Consider the following 14548-nt stretch of genomic DNA (forward strand, 5'->3'; position numbering starts at 1 on the left):
CCCACAGACGCCTGCGATGCGCGAAGAGCCCTCCGTCTCTCCGCTGCGCTTCGAGCCACCTCCCCATGACATGGGGAGGAGACGATGCTCAGCCATCGCAATGCCGCTGGTCCATTTCCAGCGATTTCAACCGCTTGCCGATTTATGTCCCCTGTCTTCCATCCACGGGGTCAAACGGCCCCATAATGCACCCGTCTCGTCGCATGGAGGGCTCGTAAGGCCTGCGACCTTGCGGCGGCGAGAGCGGAGGGAACGGGAGCGATGGTGAGATCCCATCGCGGCGCCGGGGCTGATCGGCCGGGCAATCGCCCCGGCGTCCGCAGTCGCGTCGCAGGGTCGAGGGGGATACTCGGCCGAACCGGGGATCGGGGATCGCTGCTCCGACCCGCCCGTCGCAGGCTTATGGGGTTAGGCGATAAGACCGCCACCGCTCGGCGCCCCGAGCTTGCAGGCCAACCACCCGCGCGGAGCGTCATACCCTTCGTCGAAACGGTACTCAAAACTCACACTCCGGGCGAAGGCCCGGCGCTCCGTCCAGCCCTCCAGACTTCGCAGGCCGAACGCCGCGAAGACAAAGCTGTTTTCAGTCCCGCGCGACACTGCGTCATCTTGTCAAACCGCCCCTCGCGCCCCAACTGCAAAGCCTACCCAAATCACACCTTCGCTCGCGACAGGAGCCCTGATGCCGCATGCCGACAGCCTGATTCTCACCCTGGTCGGGGGCTTCGTCCTCGCCTTCGTGTTCGGCATGCTGGCGCATCGGCTGAAACTGTCGCCCCTGGTGGGCTATCTCGTCGCGGGCGTGATCGTCGGCCCCTATACGGGCGGCTTCGTCGCCGACACCGAACTGGCGCCGCAACTGGCCGAGATCGGCGTCATTCTGCTGATGTTCGGCGTCGGCCTGCATTTCTCGCCCAAGGATCTGATGCAGGTCCGCAAGGTCGCCATTCCCGGCGCCCTGGTTCAGATCGGCGTCGCCACCGTGTTGGGATGGGGGCTCGGCCGTTTCGTGCTGGGCCTGGGCGATGTCGAGGCTCTGCTGATGGGCTTTGCATTGTCCGTCGCCTCGACCGTCGTCCTGCTGCGCGCGCTTGAGGAGCGTAAACAGGTCAAGGGCGAGATCGGCCGCATCGCCGTGGGCTGGCTGATCGTCGAGGATCTGGTCATCGTCATCGCCCTGGTCATGCTGCCCATGGTGCTTGTCCCGGCCGGAACACAGACGGACTTTGCGGCCCTGGGTGCAGACGTCGGCCTGACCCTGCTCAAGGTCGTGCTGTTCGTCGTCGGCATGCTGGTCGTCGGCGGCAAGGTCATTCCCTGGCTGCTGATCCGCATCGCCCACACCAAGTCGCGCGAGCTCTTCACACTGGGCGTCCTCGCCATCGCCCTGGGCATCGCCTGGCTGGCCTATTTCCTGTTCCATTCCTTCGCGCTGGGCGCCTTCCTGGCCGGCCTGGTGATGAACGCCTCGCCCCTGGGTCACAATGCGGCCGAGCGGTCCTTGCCCCTGCGCGACGCCTTCGCCGTGCTGTTCTTCGTTTCGGTCGGCATGCTGTTTGATCCGATGATCGTGGTGCGCCAGCCGTGGGCGGTCCTGGGCGTTCTGGGCATCGTCATCGTCGGCAAGTCGGTCGCGGCCCTGGTCATCGCCAAGACCTTCAAGCTGGATCGCCCGACCGGCTTCACCGTCGCGGCGTCCCTGGCCCAGATCGGCGAGTTCTCCTTCATCCTGGCCGCGCTGGGCGTGTCGCTGGGCGCCATGAGCCGCGAGACCCATGACCTGATCCTGGCCGCCGCCCTGTTGTCGATCTCGCTGAACCCCTTCGTCTTCCTGTTCACCGACCGGATGGGTGGAAAGCCGAAGCCTCCCGCAGCCGGCGCGCTCCGACCCGCAGCCGCGGACGGCCCGATCACGGATGCGGTGGCGGCGCCCTGAGCCCCTTTCCGCGCCGCGCGCCGCCCGCTATCGTCTGCTCATGGACAAAATCGCCGCAGATCAGGCCGTGCTTCACTATGGCGACGGCGAGTTCGCCGTCTTGAAGCCCGGCCGCTTCGTGCGCTGCGCCGTGACGGACAAACCGATCCCGCTGGAAGTCCTCCGCTATTGGAGCCCCAGCCGTCAGCAGCCCTATTTCGGCCCGGCCGAATTCATCGCGGCCCAGCAAGGCGATCGATGATCCCGTCGCGCCGCGCCCTGCTGACCGGCGCGGGCGCCAGCCTGATCGCCGCGCCATTGATGGCTGAAGACCGGAACACCCTGCCGCTGGCCTTGAACGGCGCCTGGCGTCAGGGCGGCTACGCCTTCGGCCGCACCGCGCCGCGCGCTCTGATCTTCGTCGACGGCGAGGCCCTGACGACCGCCTCGGCCGCCGGCCTCTTCGTGATCGGCTTCGACCGCGACGCCGGTCCAACCAGCCAGATCGAAGCCCGGTCCGGCGACCGGTCGGCCCGGCGCACCCTCGACATCGCCCCCTACGCCTTCCCCTCGACCAGCGTGAACGGCCTGCCGCCCTCGACCGTCGAGCCCAGCGATCCCGCCCTCCTGGCCCGCATCCAGCAGGAGATCGCGCTGAAGACGGAGGGCTTCGCCAGCCGCATCGACTCCGACGACTTCAAGGATGGCTTCGCCTGGCCGCTCGAGAGCTACCGCGTCTCCAGCGCCTGGGGCGCCCAGCGCGTCCTGAACGGCACGCCCGCCCGGCCGCACTACGGCATCGACCTGGCCGCCCCCCAGGGCAGCGTGATCCGCGCACCCGCCGACGGCCGCATCGCCTTCGTCCGCCCCGACATGCATTTCGAGGGCGGTCTGACCCTGATCGACCACGGTCAGGGCCTGATCAGCTGCTATTTGCATCAGTCGCGGCTGGACGTGGCGCTGGGCCAACGCGTCCGGCGCGGCGATGCGCTGGGCCGCGTCGGCATGACCGGCCGCGCCACCGGCCCCCACCTGTGCTGGCGCATGAAATGGCGCGATCGCAACCTGGATCCGTCACTCACGATCGGGGCGCGTGTTCCAGAAAGTCTAGCCTGATCAAAGGCTCCTCTTGCGAGACTACGCATATCCCCTTAGCCTCGATCCGAGATCTGGCGGGGCCCGATGTTTTCTCTGAAATCGCTGAACGTCCTGCTCGTGGACGACAATCAGAATATGCGCGCCATCGCGTCGGCCGTGCTCCATTCGGCCGACATCCGCAACGTCTATGAGGCGTCAGAGGGCGCCACGGCTTTCGATCTGCTGCGTCGCCACGCGATCGATCTGGCCATTGTCGATTTCAACATGTTCCCGCTGGACGGGGTCGAGTTCACACGGCTGGTCCGCACCAGCCCCGACAGCCCCAATCCGTTTCTGCCGATCATCATGATGACCGGCCATTCCGAACGCAGCCGCGTCTACGAGGCCCGCGACGCCGGGGTGACCGAGTTCATCGTCAAGCCGATCACCGCTAAGGCCGTGCTGGATCGGCTGAACGCCGTCATCATGAAGCCCCGCCCCTTCATCAAGGCCGATGGCTATATCGGCCCCTGCCGTCGGCGCCGCGAGACGCCCGACTACGCCGGGCCCTACCGTCGAGGATCGGACGCCTCGCGGTCCAACGCCGCATAGACCTTGTCCGGCCAACGCTTGTGGACCCAGAACCAGTCCACGGGATGCTCTCTCACCCGGTCCTCGACGAAGCGATTGGCGGCCTGGATGCCGGCCAGCGTATCCGCCGCCTTGTCCTCGCTTTGATTGACCACGATCGGCTCGTGCGCCGTCACCCGGAACCGCACGCCCGGCAGGCGCACCACCGACAGCGGCAGCATGACCGTGTCGAACTTCAACGCCAGCCTGGCCGCTCCAGGCGAGGCGTTCACCGGCTGGCCGAAGAACTCCACCTCCGGCCCCTGATTGTATTTCTGATCGACCAGCAGGGCGATGGAATCGCCGCGTTTCATCCCCGCCATCAGTTCGCGCGTCCCGTCGCCCTTGGGCGCGAACAGGCGGATGCCGTATCGCTCCCGGCTCTGGCGGATCAGGGCGTCGACATACGGATTATTGGCGGCGCGATAGGTCACCTGACACGGCACGCCCGACGCCATGATCACCGCCGCCATCACCTCGAAGTTGGCCAGATGGCCCGAAATCAGCACCGCCGGCTTGCCGCTGTCGCGCAGGGCGTGCAGCCGCTCCATCCCGACCACCTCGACCCGCCCGCCTTCGGGCGTCAGATGATCCATGACCGCCAGTTCGGCGAAGGTCCGGCCCGTCTGGTCCCACTGCGCCAGGGCCAGCGCCTCGCGCTCGTCTGCCGGCATGTCGGGGAAGGCGATCCGCATATTGCGCATCACCGTCCTTTGCGTGCCGGTCAGCGGCCCCAGAGTGCGCAGCAGCCAGCCGCCCAACCCCGACGCCCGCTCGACGCCCAACAGGCGCAGAAAGCCGAACAGCGCCTGAAAGCCGAAGGCCTCCAGGCGCCAAACTAGATCCTGCTTCCAGTCGTTACGCTCACCAGGCAATCGTCAATCCACCGTCCACCACAAGGGTCTGGCCGGTCACATAGGCCGACGCAGGGCTGCACAGATAGACCGCCGTGCCCGCGATTTCATCCGGCTGCCCGATCCTTTTCAGCGGCGCGGGCTCGGTGACCGTCTTCAGCAGCTCCGGGTTCTCCCACAGATATTTGGCGAAATCGGTCTGAACGAGCCCGGGCGCGATGCAGTTGACCCGCACGTTCGACGGCCCCCACTCCACCGCCAGGTTGCGCACCAGCTGCATGTCCGCCGCCTTGGAGATATTGTAGGCGCCGATCAGCGCGTTGCCGCGAAGCCCTCCGATGGACGAGATCACCAGGATCGCCCCGTCCTTGCGCTCCACCATCTGCGGCGCGACCATCTGGATCAGCCAATGGTTCGAGATGACGTTATTCTGCAGGATTTTTTCGAACTGGTCGTCGGCGATGCCTGCCATCGGCCCCGCGTAGGGATTGGTCGCGGCGTTGCAGACCAGGATGTCGATCTGGCCAAAGGCGGCGTTGGTCTCGTCGACCAACCTCTGCAGGTCTTCCTTCGAGGCGATGTTGGCCGGCACCGCAACGGCGCGCGGTTCATCGGCCTTGGCGCCGTACTTGTCGTTGATTTCGGCGGCGACCTCGTCGCACGGCCCGGCCTTGCGCGACGAGATGACGACCTTGGCCCCGTGTTCGGCCAGCCGTTCGGCGATGGCCTTGCCGATTCCCCGCGATGAGCCGGTGATGATTGCGACCTTGCCGGTCAGATCGAACAGTTCCATTGCGTTTCCCGTAGGTTTGGCGGGGATATTTGCAGCCCCGCTCTAGCCGAATGACATTGATAGCCTGATACTCAGGCGATTCCATCCGGGAGTGGCCGACCGCCAGCCGATGCGCAACGTAACAACGGGCTTTCTCTACTTCGCCTATCTGTTCCTCGGCATGACCGTGGGCGCCTTCCTGTGGCGCGCGGGCCTTGGGATCGGCGCAGGCGTGGCCGGAACGCTCGGCGCACTGGGGCTGTTGGGCGCCTTCCACGGCATCGTCACCGGCATCGCCGAGCGCCGCGTCCTGAAGAAGGAAATCGGCCAAGTCCGCGAGGCCCACCGCCTGCTCGCCGATGCGATGGAATCGACCCAGGGCGCCCTGACCGAACTGGCGCACGCCATCGAGACCGGCGTCCTGTCCGACACCGATGCGCTGACCGGCGAGGTCCGGATGCTTGAATCCCTGGTCCAGCAGATGAGCGAAAGCATCGACGAACGTCTGGCCGCCGCGCCCCATATCGGCGTGGAGACCTTCGAGGGCCGTCGCATGGCCCAGTCCAACGTTCTGCTGCGCACCATTCACGAGGCGCTCAGCGAAGGGCGCGTCGATCTGTATCTGCAGCCGGTCGTCTCCCTGCCCCAACGCCGGACCATCTTCTACGAGAGCTTCACCCGGCTGCGCGACGCCACCGACCGCGTCATGATGCCGGCGGAATATCTGTCCCTGGCGGAGGGCGAGGGTCTGGTGCCGGCGATCGACAATCTGCTGCTGTTCCGCTGCGCCCAGATCGTGCGGCGCCTGGCGCGTCAGGACCGCAAGGTCGGCGTTTTCTGCAACGTGGCCCTGACCTCGCTGGGCGACGAGACCTTCTTCCCGCAGTTCCTGGATTTCCTCAGCGAGAACCGTGACCTGAACCAGGCGCTGATATTCGAACTGGGCCAGGCGACGTTCGACGCTCGCGGCGCCATCGAGGCGCGCAACATGGCCAAGCTGGCCGACCTGGGTTTCCGCTTCTCGCTGGACAAGGTGCAGACGCTGGACCTCGACTTCGCCGACCTGCAACGCTCGGACGTCAAGTTCATCAAGGTCGCGGCAGACCTGATGATCGAGCAGCTGCTGGACCTGGACGGCGGCGCACCCCTGCGCTCCATGCCCGACATCCAGGCCGCCGACTTCGCCGCGCTGACCCGCCGCTACGGCGTCGAGGTCATCGCCGAAAAGGTCGAAAACGAACGCCAGGTCGTCGACATTCTCGAACTGGACGTCGGCATGGGCCAGGGCCACCTGTTCGGCGAACCCCGCGCCATCAAGGAACAGGTTTTGGCCGAGACCGACCCCCCGGCCGAGTTCCTGCGCTCCACCCTGCGCAGCGCCGAGCAGCGTCGCCGGTTCTAGCCGGTCTCCTCTCCACTCCGTGGGGAGGTGGCACGGCGCGTCTTTGCGCCGTTTTGCGCCGTGACGGAGGGGCTTCTCCCCATCACAGGCGCCGATCCCGTTTCAAGAACCCCTCCACCGCTTCGCGGTCCCCCTCCCCATTTCATGGGGAGGAGACTTTCGCCTCCGCGTCCTAGCGGCTACCAACGCCCCATGACCCTCCCCCACGCCCTGCCCCACCTCGGCGCCGTCGCCGGCGATTATGACATCCTGCTCTGCGACGTGTGGGGCGTGATCCATAATGGGCGCGAAAGCTGGGCTGGCCCGTGCGAGGCGCTGACGCGGTTCAACCGCGAGGGTGGCCACGTCGTGCTGATCTCCAACTCGCCCCGCCCGGCCTCGGACGTGATCGCTCAGTTGGATGGGCTGAGCGTGCCGCGCGAGGCGTGGAAGGCCTTCGTCACCTCCGGCGACGCGACCCGCGCCGAACTGGCCAGGCGCGCGCCCGGTCCGGCCTGGATCGTCGGCCCCGAGCGTGACGCGCCGCTGTACGCGGGTCTTGGCCTCGAGCGCGCCGCGTCGCCTGAGGACGCCGCCTTCATCTCCGTCACTGGCCCCGTGGACGACACGGTCGAGACACCCGAAGACTATCGTGAGCGGTTCGCCGTCGGCGCCGCACGCGACATCGAACTGATCTGCGCCAATCCCGACCGCGTCGTGCAGCGCGGCGACCAGCTGATCTATTGCGGCGGATCGCTGGCCGACCTCTATGAATCGCAGGGCGGCCGGGTCGTGATGGCGGGCAAGCCCTTCGCCCCGATCTATGATCTGGCGATCAAGGAGGCGGAAGGCCTGCTGGGCCGCCCCGTCGATCGCTCGCGCGTCCTGTGCATCGGCGACGGCGTCGTCACCGACGTGATGGGCGCAAACGCGCAAGGGCTGGACTGCCTGTTCATCGCCCAGGGCATCCACGGCGACCAGGCCAAGGGCGAAGACGGCGCGCTCGACCCGGCCCGCGCCGCCGCTCTGCTGAAGGCGGAAACGACCTATGCGCGATACGCCGCGCTCGAACTGAACTGGTAAGGCTCGCCATTTTGTCGCACCGCCGCTAAAGCCTCATCCATGGTCGAATTGGTTCAGCAGCATCCGTCCGGTGGTTACATCCTGGACGAACTTCACGTCGGCATGGCGGCCGAGAAAATCGTCGTCGCGACGGAGGACCGCATTCGGCTGTTCGCCGAGGCTTCCGACGACTTCAACCCGGTGCATCTGGATGAGGCCTTCGCCTCCAAGACCGCCTATCGCGGCCGGATCGCCCACGGCCTGCTCAGCGCCTCGTTCGGATCGGCCGTGGTCGGCACCATCCTGCCGGGCGCGGGGTCGATCTACATCTCCCAGACCCTGGCCTTCCATCAGCCGGTGCGGATCGACGACGTCGTCCGCATCCTGATCACCGTGATCGAGGTCGAACCCGAGAGCGCGCGGGTCAAGCTCAGCTGCGAAGGCTTCGTCGGCGAGACCATGATCATGGACGGCGTCGCCGTCGTCCGCGTCCCCCGCCGGCGCAAACCGTCCCAGCGTTGATGCAGATTGCGCGTATTTGGCGCGACTGGCGCGAGGTGCCGGACGCGCTGAAGGGCGCGGCGGTCGCCGTCGGCGCCTTCGACGGCGTGCATCGCGGGCATCAGGCCGTCATCGCCGGCGCACGTGACGCGGCGCAACGGATGGGCGCGCCGCTGGGCGTCGTCAGCTTCGATCCTCATCCCCGCCGCTGGTTCCAGAAGGACGCCGCGCCCTTTCGACTGATGACGGCCGACCAGATGGCCGAGGCCCTGGCGCCGCTGGGTGTGGACATCCTTTATCTGCTGCCCTTCGACGCCGAAATGGCCGGCATGACCGACGCCGCCTTCGCCGAACGAGTGCTGGCGGAGGGTCTGGGCATCCGCCACGCCGCCGTCGGCTTCGACTTTACCTTCGGCAAGGGCCGATCCGGCTCGCCCGAGGCCTTACGCGCTTACGGCGAGCGGCTGGGCTTCACCGTTTCTGTCGCCGACCGGCTAGATGACGCGGACGGGCTGAAACTGTCGTCCAGCGCCGTTCGCGAGGCCCTGAAGGCCGGCGACATGGCCCGCGTCGCCGCCATCCTGGGCCGCCCCTTCGCTATTCGTGGCGAGGTGATCCACGGCGACAAGCGCGGCCGCACCATCGGCGTGCCGACCGCCAATATCGCGCTCGGCGACTACATGCGCCCCGCCTATGGCGTCTATGCAACCCGCAGCCGATTGCCGGACGGACGGGTGATCGACGGCGTCGCCAGCCTGGGCGTGCGTCCCATGTATGCGCTGGAGACCCCGCTGATGGAGGTCTGGCTGTTCGACTTCGACGGCGACCTCTACGGCCAGACGCTGGACACGGAACTGGTCGCCTGGCTGCGCGGCGAGGAGACCTTCGACGGTCTCGACGCCCTGAAGACCCAGATCGACGCCGATGCGGCGGCGGCGCGAACTGTCCTCAGCCGGTCATAGAGGCCGAAGCTCCGCCGCGAACCGCTTCCAGTTCTGCACATAGTGTTCGGCTGACATTTGGAGCACGGCGATTTGCGCCGGGTCACGCTCCCTCACCACCTTGCCGGGCTGGCCCACGACCAGACTGTTGTCCGGGATGATCTTGCCCTCTGTGATCAGCGCGTTGGCCCCGATGATGCAGTTCCGGCCGATCTTGACCCCGTTCAGCACCACCGCCCCGATGCCGATCAGGCTGTAGTCGCCCACCTCGCAGCCATGCAGCATCGCCTTGTGCCCCACCGTCACGCCGCGCCCCAGCGTTAGCGGCGACCCCATGTCGGTGTGCAGCACGCTGCCGTCCTGAATGTTGCTGTCAGGCCCCACGGTGATCGGATCGTTGTCCCCCCGCAGCACGGCGCCGAACCAGACACTGGCGTTGGAATGGAGAATCACGTTCCCTATTACCGATGCGCTTGGCGCCACCCAGTATTCGCCCTGCGGCGGAAGCTGCGGTTTGCTGTCGCCCAAGGCGTAAATGGTCATCTGTACACCGCCTAATCTTTGAAAAACGAGGGCTTTAACGGATCGCTAACCACGATAGCATCATTCTGTTGATGCGATTCGTGGGTCGCCATTTCGGCCCCGGATCCGAAACCGGATCAAGCCCGATCCGGTCGTCAAGTCGGGGCTTTCGCGTGGCGCGTTGGGATCCTGGTTCGGTTGTTTGGCGGCGGGCGCACCCCGTTGCAGACGGCCCTGCTGTCGATCCGGGCCGCTGCTCTGCAGGCCGCGACCTCTTCCTCCCCAAGACCATCCAAGGCGGCGCCCGTTCGGGTCCGCCTTTTTTCATGCCCTGGAGGCGTCCATGACCAAGCGTGCTGCAACCAAGCGTCAAACGCGTGAACACGGAATCCTGGATTCGCGTGATTTCATGGAGGAGTCGAAAGTTCGTCGGCTTCACGCGCCCCACAATGAACGATCCGGTTGGTCGCCCTATCCTTCGAACGATGACCGCGACCAGGGCTACCTGAAGACGCTGAAGCCCAAGTCCGAGGGCCAGGGCGAGCTGATGGAGGCCATCGACCACCACAACCTGGTCATGGCGCTGGGTCCCGCGGGCACCGGCAAGACCTACCTCGCCGTCGCCAAGGCGGTCGAGGCGCTGGAGGCGGGCAAGGTCGGCCGCATCGTCCTGAGCCGTCCTGCTGTCGAGGCCGGCGAATCCATCGGCTTCCTGCCCGGCGACATGGAAGACAAGCTGGCTCCCTATCTGCGCCCGCTCTACGACGCCCTGTCCGATCGTCTGTCGATGAAGCGGGTCAAGGCGCTGATGGCCGAAGGTCTGATCGAGATCGCCCCGGTCGGCTATATGCGCGGCCGCACGCTGAACAACGCCTTCATCGTCGTGGACGAGGCGCAGAACTGCACCTACGTCCAGCTCAAGATGTTGCTGACCCGCCTAGGCTGGCATTCGACCATGGTGGTGACCGGCGATCCGCAGCAGTCGGACCTGCTGCCCGGCATCTCGGGCCTGTCGGACATCTCGGCGCGACTGGAGGCCGTACCCGACATCGCCGTAGTGCGTCTGGCCGAGCGCGACATCGTCCGTCACCCGCTGGTCGCCTCGATGATCGGCGTCCTCTAGCTCTGATCCTGCAGCCGGCGCTGGACGGCGTCGGCTGCAGGCGCGTTGCACCGCGAAACCAAAAGCCATTGTCCCCGGGCGCACCGCACCGCTAAAGGTCGGCTCGCGGCTGATGAGGGATTTCGATGCGCGTAGCGATGATTGGGACGGGCTATGTGGGCCTGGTGTCCGGCGCCTGTTTCGCCGACTTCGGCCATGTCGTCACCTGCATCGACAAGGACCCGTCCAAGATCGAGCGGCTGGAGCGGGGCGAAATCCCGATCTATGAGCCGGGGCTGGATGATCTGGTCGCCGCCAATGTGCGCGAAGGTCGACTGTTCTTCACCCTGGACGGCGCCGAAGCCATTCGCCGGGCCGACGCCGTCTTCATCGCCGTGGGCACGCCGACGCGCCGGGGCGACGGCCATGCCGACCTGTCCTACGTCCACGCCGCCGCCGAGGAGATCGCCGGCCTGATCGAAGGCTTCACGGTCGTCGTCACCAAGTCGACCGTCCCGGTCGGCACGGGCGATGAGGTCGAAGCCATCATCCGCAAGACCAATCCGAAGGCCGACTTCGCCGTCGTCTCCAACCCCGAATTTCTGCGTGAAGGCGCCGCGATCGGCGACTTCAAACGTCCCGACCGCGTCGTCATCGGCATCGACGACATGACCGGCGACACCGGCGGTCGCGCGCAAAAGGTCATGAGCGAACTTTATCGTCCGCTGAACCTGAATGAGAGCCCGCTGCTGTTCGTGGGCCGTCGCACGTCCGAGCTGATCAAATACGCCGCCAACGCCTTCCTGGCGATGAAGATCACCTTCATCAACGAGATGGCGGACCTGTGCGAAGCGGTCGGCGCCGACGTCCAGCAGGTCGCGCGCGGCATCGGCCTGGACAAGCGGATCGGCTCGAAGTTCCTGCACGCCGGACCGGGCTATGGCGGCTCGTGCTTCCCCAAGGACACTATCGCCCTGGTCCGCACCGCCCAGCAGTATGGCGCGCCGACAAAGCTGATTGAGGCGACGGTCGAGGTCAACGACGCCCGCAAGAAGGCCATGGCCGAGCGCGTCGCCGCGACCCTGGGCACAAGCGTCCAGGGCAAGACGGTCGCCCTCCTGGGCCTGACGTTCAAGCCGAACACCGACGACATGCGTGACGCCCCATCACTGGACATCGCGCCTGCCCTGATCGCCGCCGGCGCGACCGTTCAGGCCTTCGATCCCGAAGGCATGCATGAGGCCGCCAAGCTGTTGCCGGACATCCAGATGAAGGACAGCGCCTATGACGCCGTCGTCGGCGCCGACGCCGTGGTCCTCGTCACCGAATGGGACCAGTTCCGCGCCCTGGATTTGGACCGCATCAAGCTGCTGATGAAACAGCCGGTCCTGGTCGATCTGCGCAACATCTATCGACCCGAGGACATGAAGCATCGCGGCTTCCGCTACATGGGCATCGGGCGCGGCTGATGGGGTCGCCGATCCTCGTCACGGGTGCTGCCGGCTTCATCGGCATGCACGTCGCCGAGCGGCTGCTGGACCGGGGCGAGCAGGTGATCGGCGTCGATGTCTTCAACGACTACTATGATCCGCGCCTGAAAGCCGCCCGCGCCGCCCGGCTGGAAGGGCAAAACGGCTTCAAGATGGTCCGCGCCGACATCGCCGACCACGCGCAGATGCGTGCGCTGGTCGCGGATGCCGGGGTCAAGCGGATTGTCCACCTCGCGGCCCAGGCGGGGGTGCGCTACTCCCTCGAAAACCCCTTCGCCTATGAGCGGTCCAACCTGGCCGGCCATCTGTCGATGCTGGAGGCCGCGCGGCACAATGACGTGACCCATTTGGTCTATGCCTCGTCCAGTTCGGTCTATGGCGATCGGCCGCTGGAGGGTTCGGGCTTTCGCGAAGACGATCCGACCGTCCACCCGGTGTCGCTCTACGCCGCGACCAAACGCTCGTGCGAACTGATGAGCCAGAGCTACGCCAGGCTTTATGGCTTTCCGCAGTCGGGCCTGCGGTTCTTCACCGTCTATGGCCCCTGGGGTCGGCCCGACATGGCCTATTTCAGCTTCACCCAGAAAATCGTGCGCGGCGAGCCGATCGAGGTCTATGGCGAAGGCAAGATGGCGCGCGACTTCACCTATATCGACGACATTGTCGACGGCGTGGTCGCCGTGCTGGACCGTCCTCCCGCGCGGGGCGTGCATGAGGTCTACAACATCGGCGACAGCCAGCCCGTCGGCCTGATGGAGATGATCTCCACGCTGGAAACCGCGCTGGGCGTCGAGGCAAAAAAAATCATGCGGCCCATGCAGCCCGGAGACGTCACCGCCACCTATGCCGACATTTCCAAGCTGAACGCCCTGTGCGGTTATCAGCCCAAGGCCCCGCTGAAGATCGGACTGGAAAAGTTCGTCGCCTGGTGGCGTCAATACGAGAACGGTTGACGCAAGAAGGCTGGGGGGCCGATGCGACGCGAAATCCTGCCGGCAGGCGCCGCCCTGATGCTGTTCAGCGCAACCGACGCCACGGCCCAGGCTTTGCGCTCGGCTCAGGACGCGCAAATCGACATCTTCGTTCGCAACCGTGCGGTCGCCGTACGCGACCGACCGCAACCCGCCTACGACCCGCTCGGCATCCGGGCCGGCGGCTTCACGGCCTTTCCCCGGCTTCAGTCGGGCGTCATCCATGACGGCAATATCTTCGCGGCTGAAGACGACCCTCAGCCTGCAACGACCTTGCGCTTGACGCCTGAAGTCGTCGTCCGATCCAACTGGTCGCGCCATGCGCTTGAAACCCACGCCCGCGTCGAGATGGACCGGAACCTCGATTTCGACAGCGAGAACACGACCGACTGGAGCCTGGGCGGCGCCGGCCGTCTCGACATCGTTCGAGGTGCCGACATCACCTTGGCCGCCGACTACGCCCACGATCACGAAGCCCGCACCGCCGCCGGCGCCGATCCCGCCTCTCTCCGACCGATCGCCTTCGATCTGGCCTCCGCCTCGCTGGCGGCGACACGCACACGGGGTCGATTGCGCCTGTCCGCTAACGCCGCAGTCCTTCTCTATGACTACCGCGATGGACTGAATGACGCCGGCGCCTTCATCGAACAGGACGACCGGGATCGCACCGCCGCCCGCCTGACCGGCCGCGCCGACTACGCCCTCTCACCCGCCACGGCCCTCTTCTTTCAGGTCGCACTCGATGACCGCGACTATCGAAACGTGGGAGGGTCGCCGGAACGATCTTCTTCCGGCCACGAAGCCCTGGCTGGCGTGGACTTCGAGCTGGGCGCCCTGATCCGGGGCGAGGTCGCCGCTGGATACATACGCCAGGATTTCCCAGACGCAGCCTATGGCGATCTCGACGGCGTCGGCAGTCGTGCGCGCGTGTCGTGGTTTCCGACTCAACTGACGACCCTGACCGCCACCGCCGCGCGCAGCGTCGAGGACACCGGCGTGATCGGCTCGGCCGGCGCCCTGCGCACCGACCTGTCGATCAGCGTGGACCACGAACTGCTGCGCAACCTGATCCTGACGGCGGAAATGGCGTGGAGTGACGACAACTACAATGGCCTCGACCGCACCGACACCCGCTTTGCCGCCAGCTTCAGCGCCATCTATCGCCTCAACCGTCGCTATGGCTTGACCGCCGGTCTGACCTATCTCGACCAATCCTCGTCCGGCGCGGTTGCAGGACCGAGCTATCACTCGACGCGCCTGTCCGTCGCGGTCGTCTCGCAGTTCTGAACACACGACCAAAGCGCGAAGATTGACAACCTGAAGGCGTCAT

At 66.2% G+C, this 14548-nt stretch carries 15 protein-coding genes; 12 read left to right on the plus strand and 3 right to left on the minus strand.

The features are described 5' to 3' along the window. Positions 1-682: 682 nt before the first annotated feature. The 4 genes from B3T77_RS13740 (at position 683) to B3T77_RS13755 (ending at position 3604) form a co-directional block, all read left to right on the plus strand. A complete protein-coding gene (locus B3T77_RS13740; protein WP_292080298.1) occupies positions 683-1936 on the plus strand; it encodes a cation:proton antiporter in 1254 nt (417 codons plus the stop codon). 40 nt (positions 1937-1976) lie between these two features. After that, positions 1977-2177, plus strand: coding sequence for a DUF2093 domain-containing protein (locus tag B3T77_RS13745; protein WP_055754203.1), 201 nt, complete (start codon positions 1977-1979; stop codon positions 2175-2177). Further along, complete coding sequence (locus B3T77_RS13750; RefSeq protein WP_292080304.1) at positions 2174-3031, plus strand: M23 family metallopeptidase; 858 nt, start codon at positions 2174-2176, stop codon at positions 3029-3031. Before B3T77_RS13745 ends, B3T77_RS13750 begins: the two co-directional genes overlap by 4 nt. 66 nt (positions 3032-3097) lie before the next feature. Further along, positions 3098-3604 (plus strand): response regulator, encoded by a 507-nt coding sequence (locus B3T77_RS13755; RefSeq protein WP_039247042.1) that lies wholly within the window; start codon positions 3098-3100, stop codon positions 3602-3604. Here B3T77_RS13755 and B3T77_RS13760 read toward each other — a convergent pair. Next, a complete protein-coding gene (locus B3T77_RS13760) occupies positions 3562-4497 on the minus strand; it encodes a lysophospholipid acyltransferase family protein (protein WP_292080312.1) in 936 nt (311 codons plus the stop codon). The two genes, B3T77_RS13755 and B3T77_RS13760, sit on opposite strands and share 43 nt — an antisense overlap. After that, positions 4487-5269 carry an SDR family NAD(P)-dependent oxidoreductase gene (locus tag B3T77_RS13765; protein ID WP_292080316.1) on the minus strand — a complete coding sequence of 261 codons (783 nt, stop codon included), beginning with the start codon at positions 5267-5269 and terminating at the stop codon, positions 4487-4489. The genes B3T77_RS13760 and B3T77_RS13765 overlap by 11 nt, the downstream gene beginning before the upstream one ends. Positions 5270-5378: 109 nt before the next feature. Here B3T77_RS13765 and B3T77_RS13770 point away from each other — a divergent pair, with 109 nt between their 5' ends. The 4 genes from B3T77_RS13770 to B3T77_RS13785 all read left to right on the plus strand — a co-directional run bounded on the left by B3T77_RS13770 (position 5379) and on the right by B3T77_RS13785 (position 9154). Beyond that, positions 5379-6650, plus strand: a complete 1272-nt coding sequence (locus tag B3T77_RS13770) for an EAL domain-containing protein (RefSeq protein ID WP_066624599.1) — start codon at positions 5379-5381, stop codon at positions 6648-6650. Positions 6651-6842: 192 nt separating this feature from the next. Then, a complete protein-coding gene (locus B3T77_RS13775; RefSeq protein WP_292080321.1) occupies positions 6843-7712 on the plus strand; it encodes a TIGR01459 family HAD-type hydrolase in 870 nt (289 codons plus the stop codon). A gap of 39 nt (positions 7713-7751) precedes the next feature. Further along, complete coding sequence (locus B3T77_RS13780) at positions 7752-8213, plus strand: MaoC family dehydratase (RefSeq protein WP_017506733.1); 462 nt, start codon at positions 7752-7754, stop codon at positions 8211-8213. After that, complete coding sequence (locus B3T77_RS13785) at positions 8213-9154, plus strand: bifunctional riboflavin kinase/FAD synthetase (RefSeq protein ID WP_292080326.1); 942 nt, start codon at positions 8213-8215, stop codon at positions 9152-9154. Before B3T77_RS13780 ends, B3T77_RS13785 begins: the two co-directional genes overlap by 1 nt. Here the strand turns inward: B3T77_RS13785 and B3T77_RS13790 are convergent. Further along, positions 9149-9676, minus strand: coding sequence for a gamma carbonic anhydrase family protein (locus B3T77_RS13790; RefSeq protein ID WP_055754156.1), 528 nt, complete (start codon positions 9674-9676; stop codon positions 9149-9151). The two genes, B3T77_RS13785 and B3T77_RS13790, sit on opposite strands and share 6 nt — an antisense overlap. Before the next feature lie 310 nt (positions 9677-9986). Here B3T77_RS13790 and B3T77_RS13795 point away from each other — a divergent pair, with 310 nt between their 5' ends. The 4 genes from B3T77_RS13795 (at position 9987) to B3T77_RS13810 (ending at position 14505) form a co-directional block, all read left to right on the plus strand. Further along, on the plus strand, positions 9987-10778 hold the full coding sequence (locus B3T77_RS13795; protein WP_091752533.1) for a PhoH family protein: 792 nt from the start codon (positions 9987-9989) through the stop codon (positions 10776-10778). 125 nt (positions 10779-10903) lie between these two features. Continuing rightward, complete coding sequence (locus B3T77_RS13800; RefSeq protein ID WP_292080332.1) at positions 10904-12226, plus strand: UDP-glucose dehydrogenase family protein; 1323 nt, start codon at positions 10904-10906, stop codon at positions 12224-12226. After that, entirely contained in the window at positions 12226-13200 is a 975-nt protein-coding gene (locus B3T77_RS13805; protein ID WP_409514542.1) for an SDR family NAD(P)-dependent oxidoreductase, read from the plus strand. Before B3T77_RS13800 ends, B3T77_RS13805 begins: the two co-directional genes overlap by 1 nt. Positions 13201-13221: 21 nt before the next feature. Then, complete coding sequence (locus B3T77_RS13810) at positions 13222-14505, plus strand: outer membrane beta-barrel protein (protein ID WP_292080335.1); 1284 nt, start codon at positions 13222-13224, stop codon at positions 14503-14505. The last annotated feature ends 43 nt before the right edge of the window (positions 14506-14548 follow it).

The organism is Brevundimonas sp. UBA7838, from assembly GCF_002500885.1.
Lineage (GTDB): Bacteria > Pseudomonadota > Alphaproteobacteria > Caulobacterales > Caulobacteraceae > Brevundimonas > Brevundimonas vesicularis_C.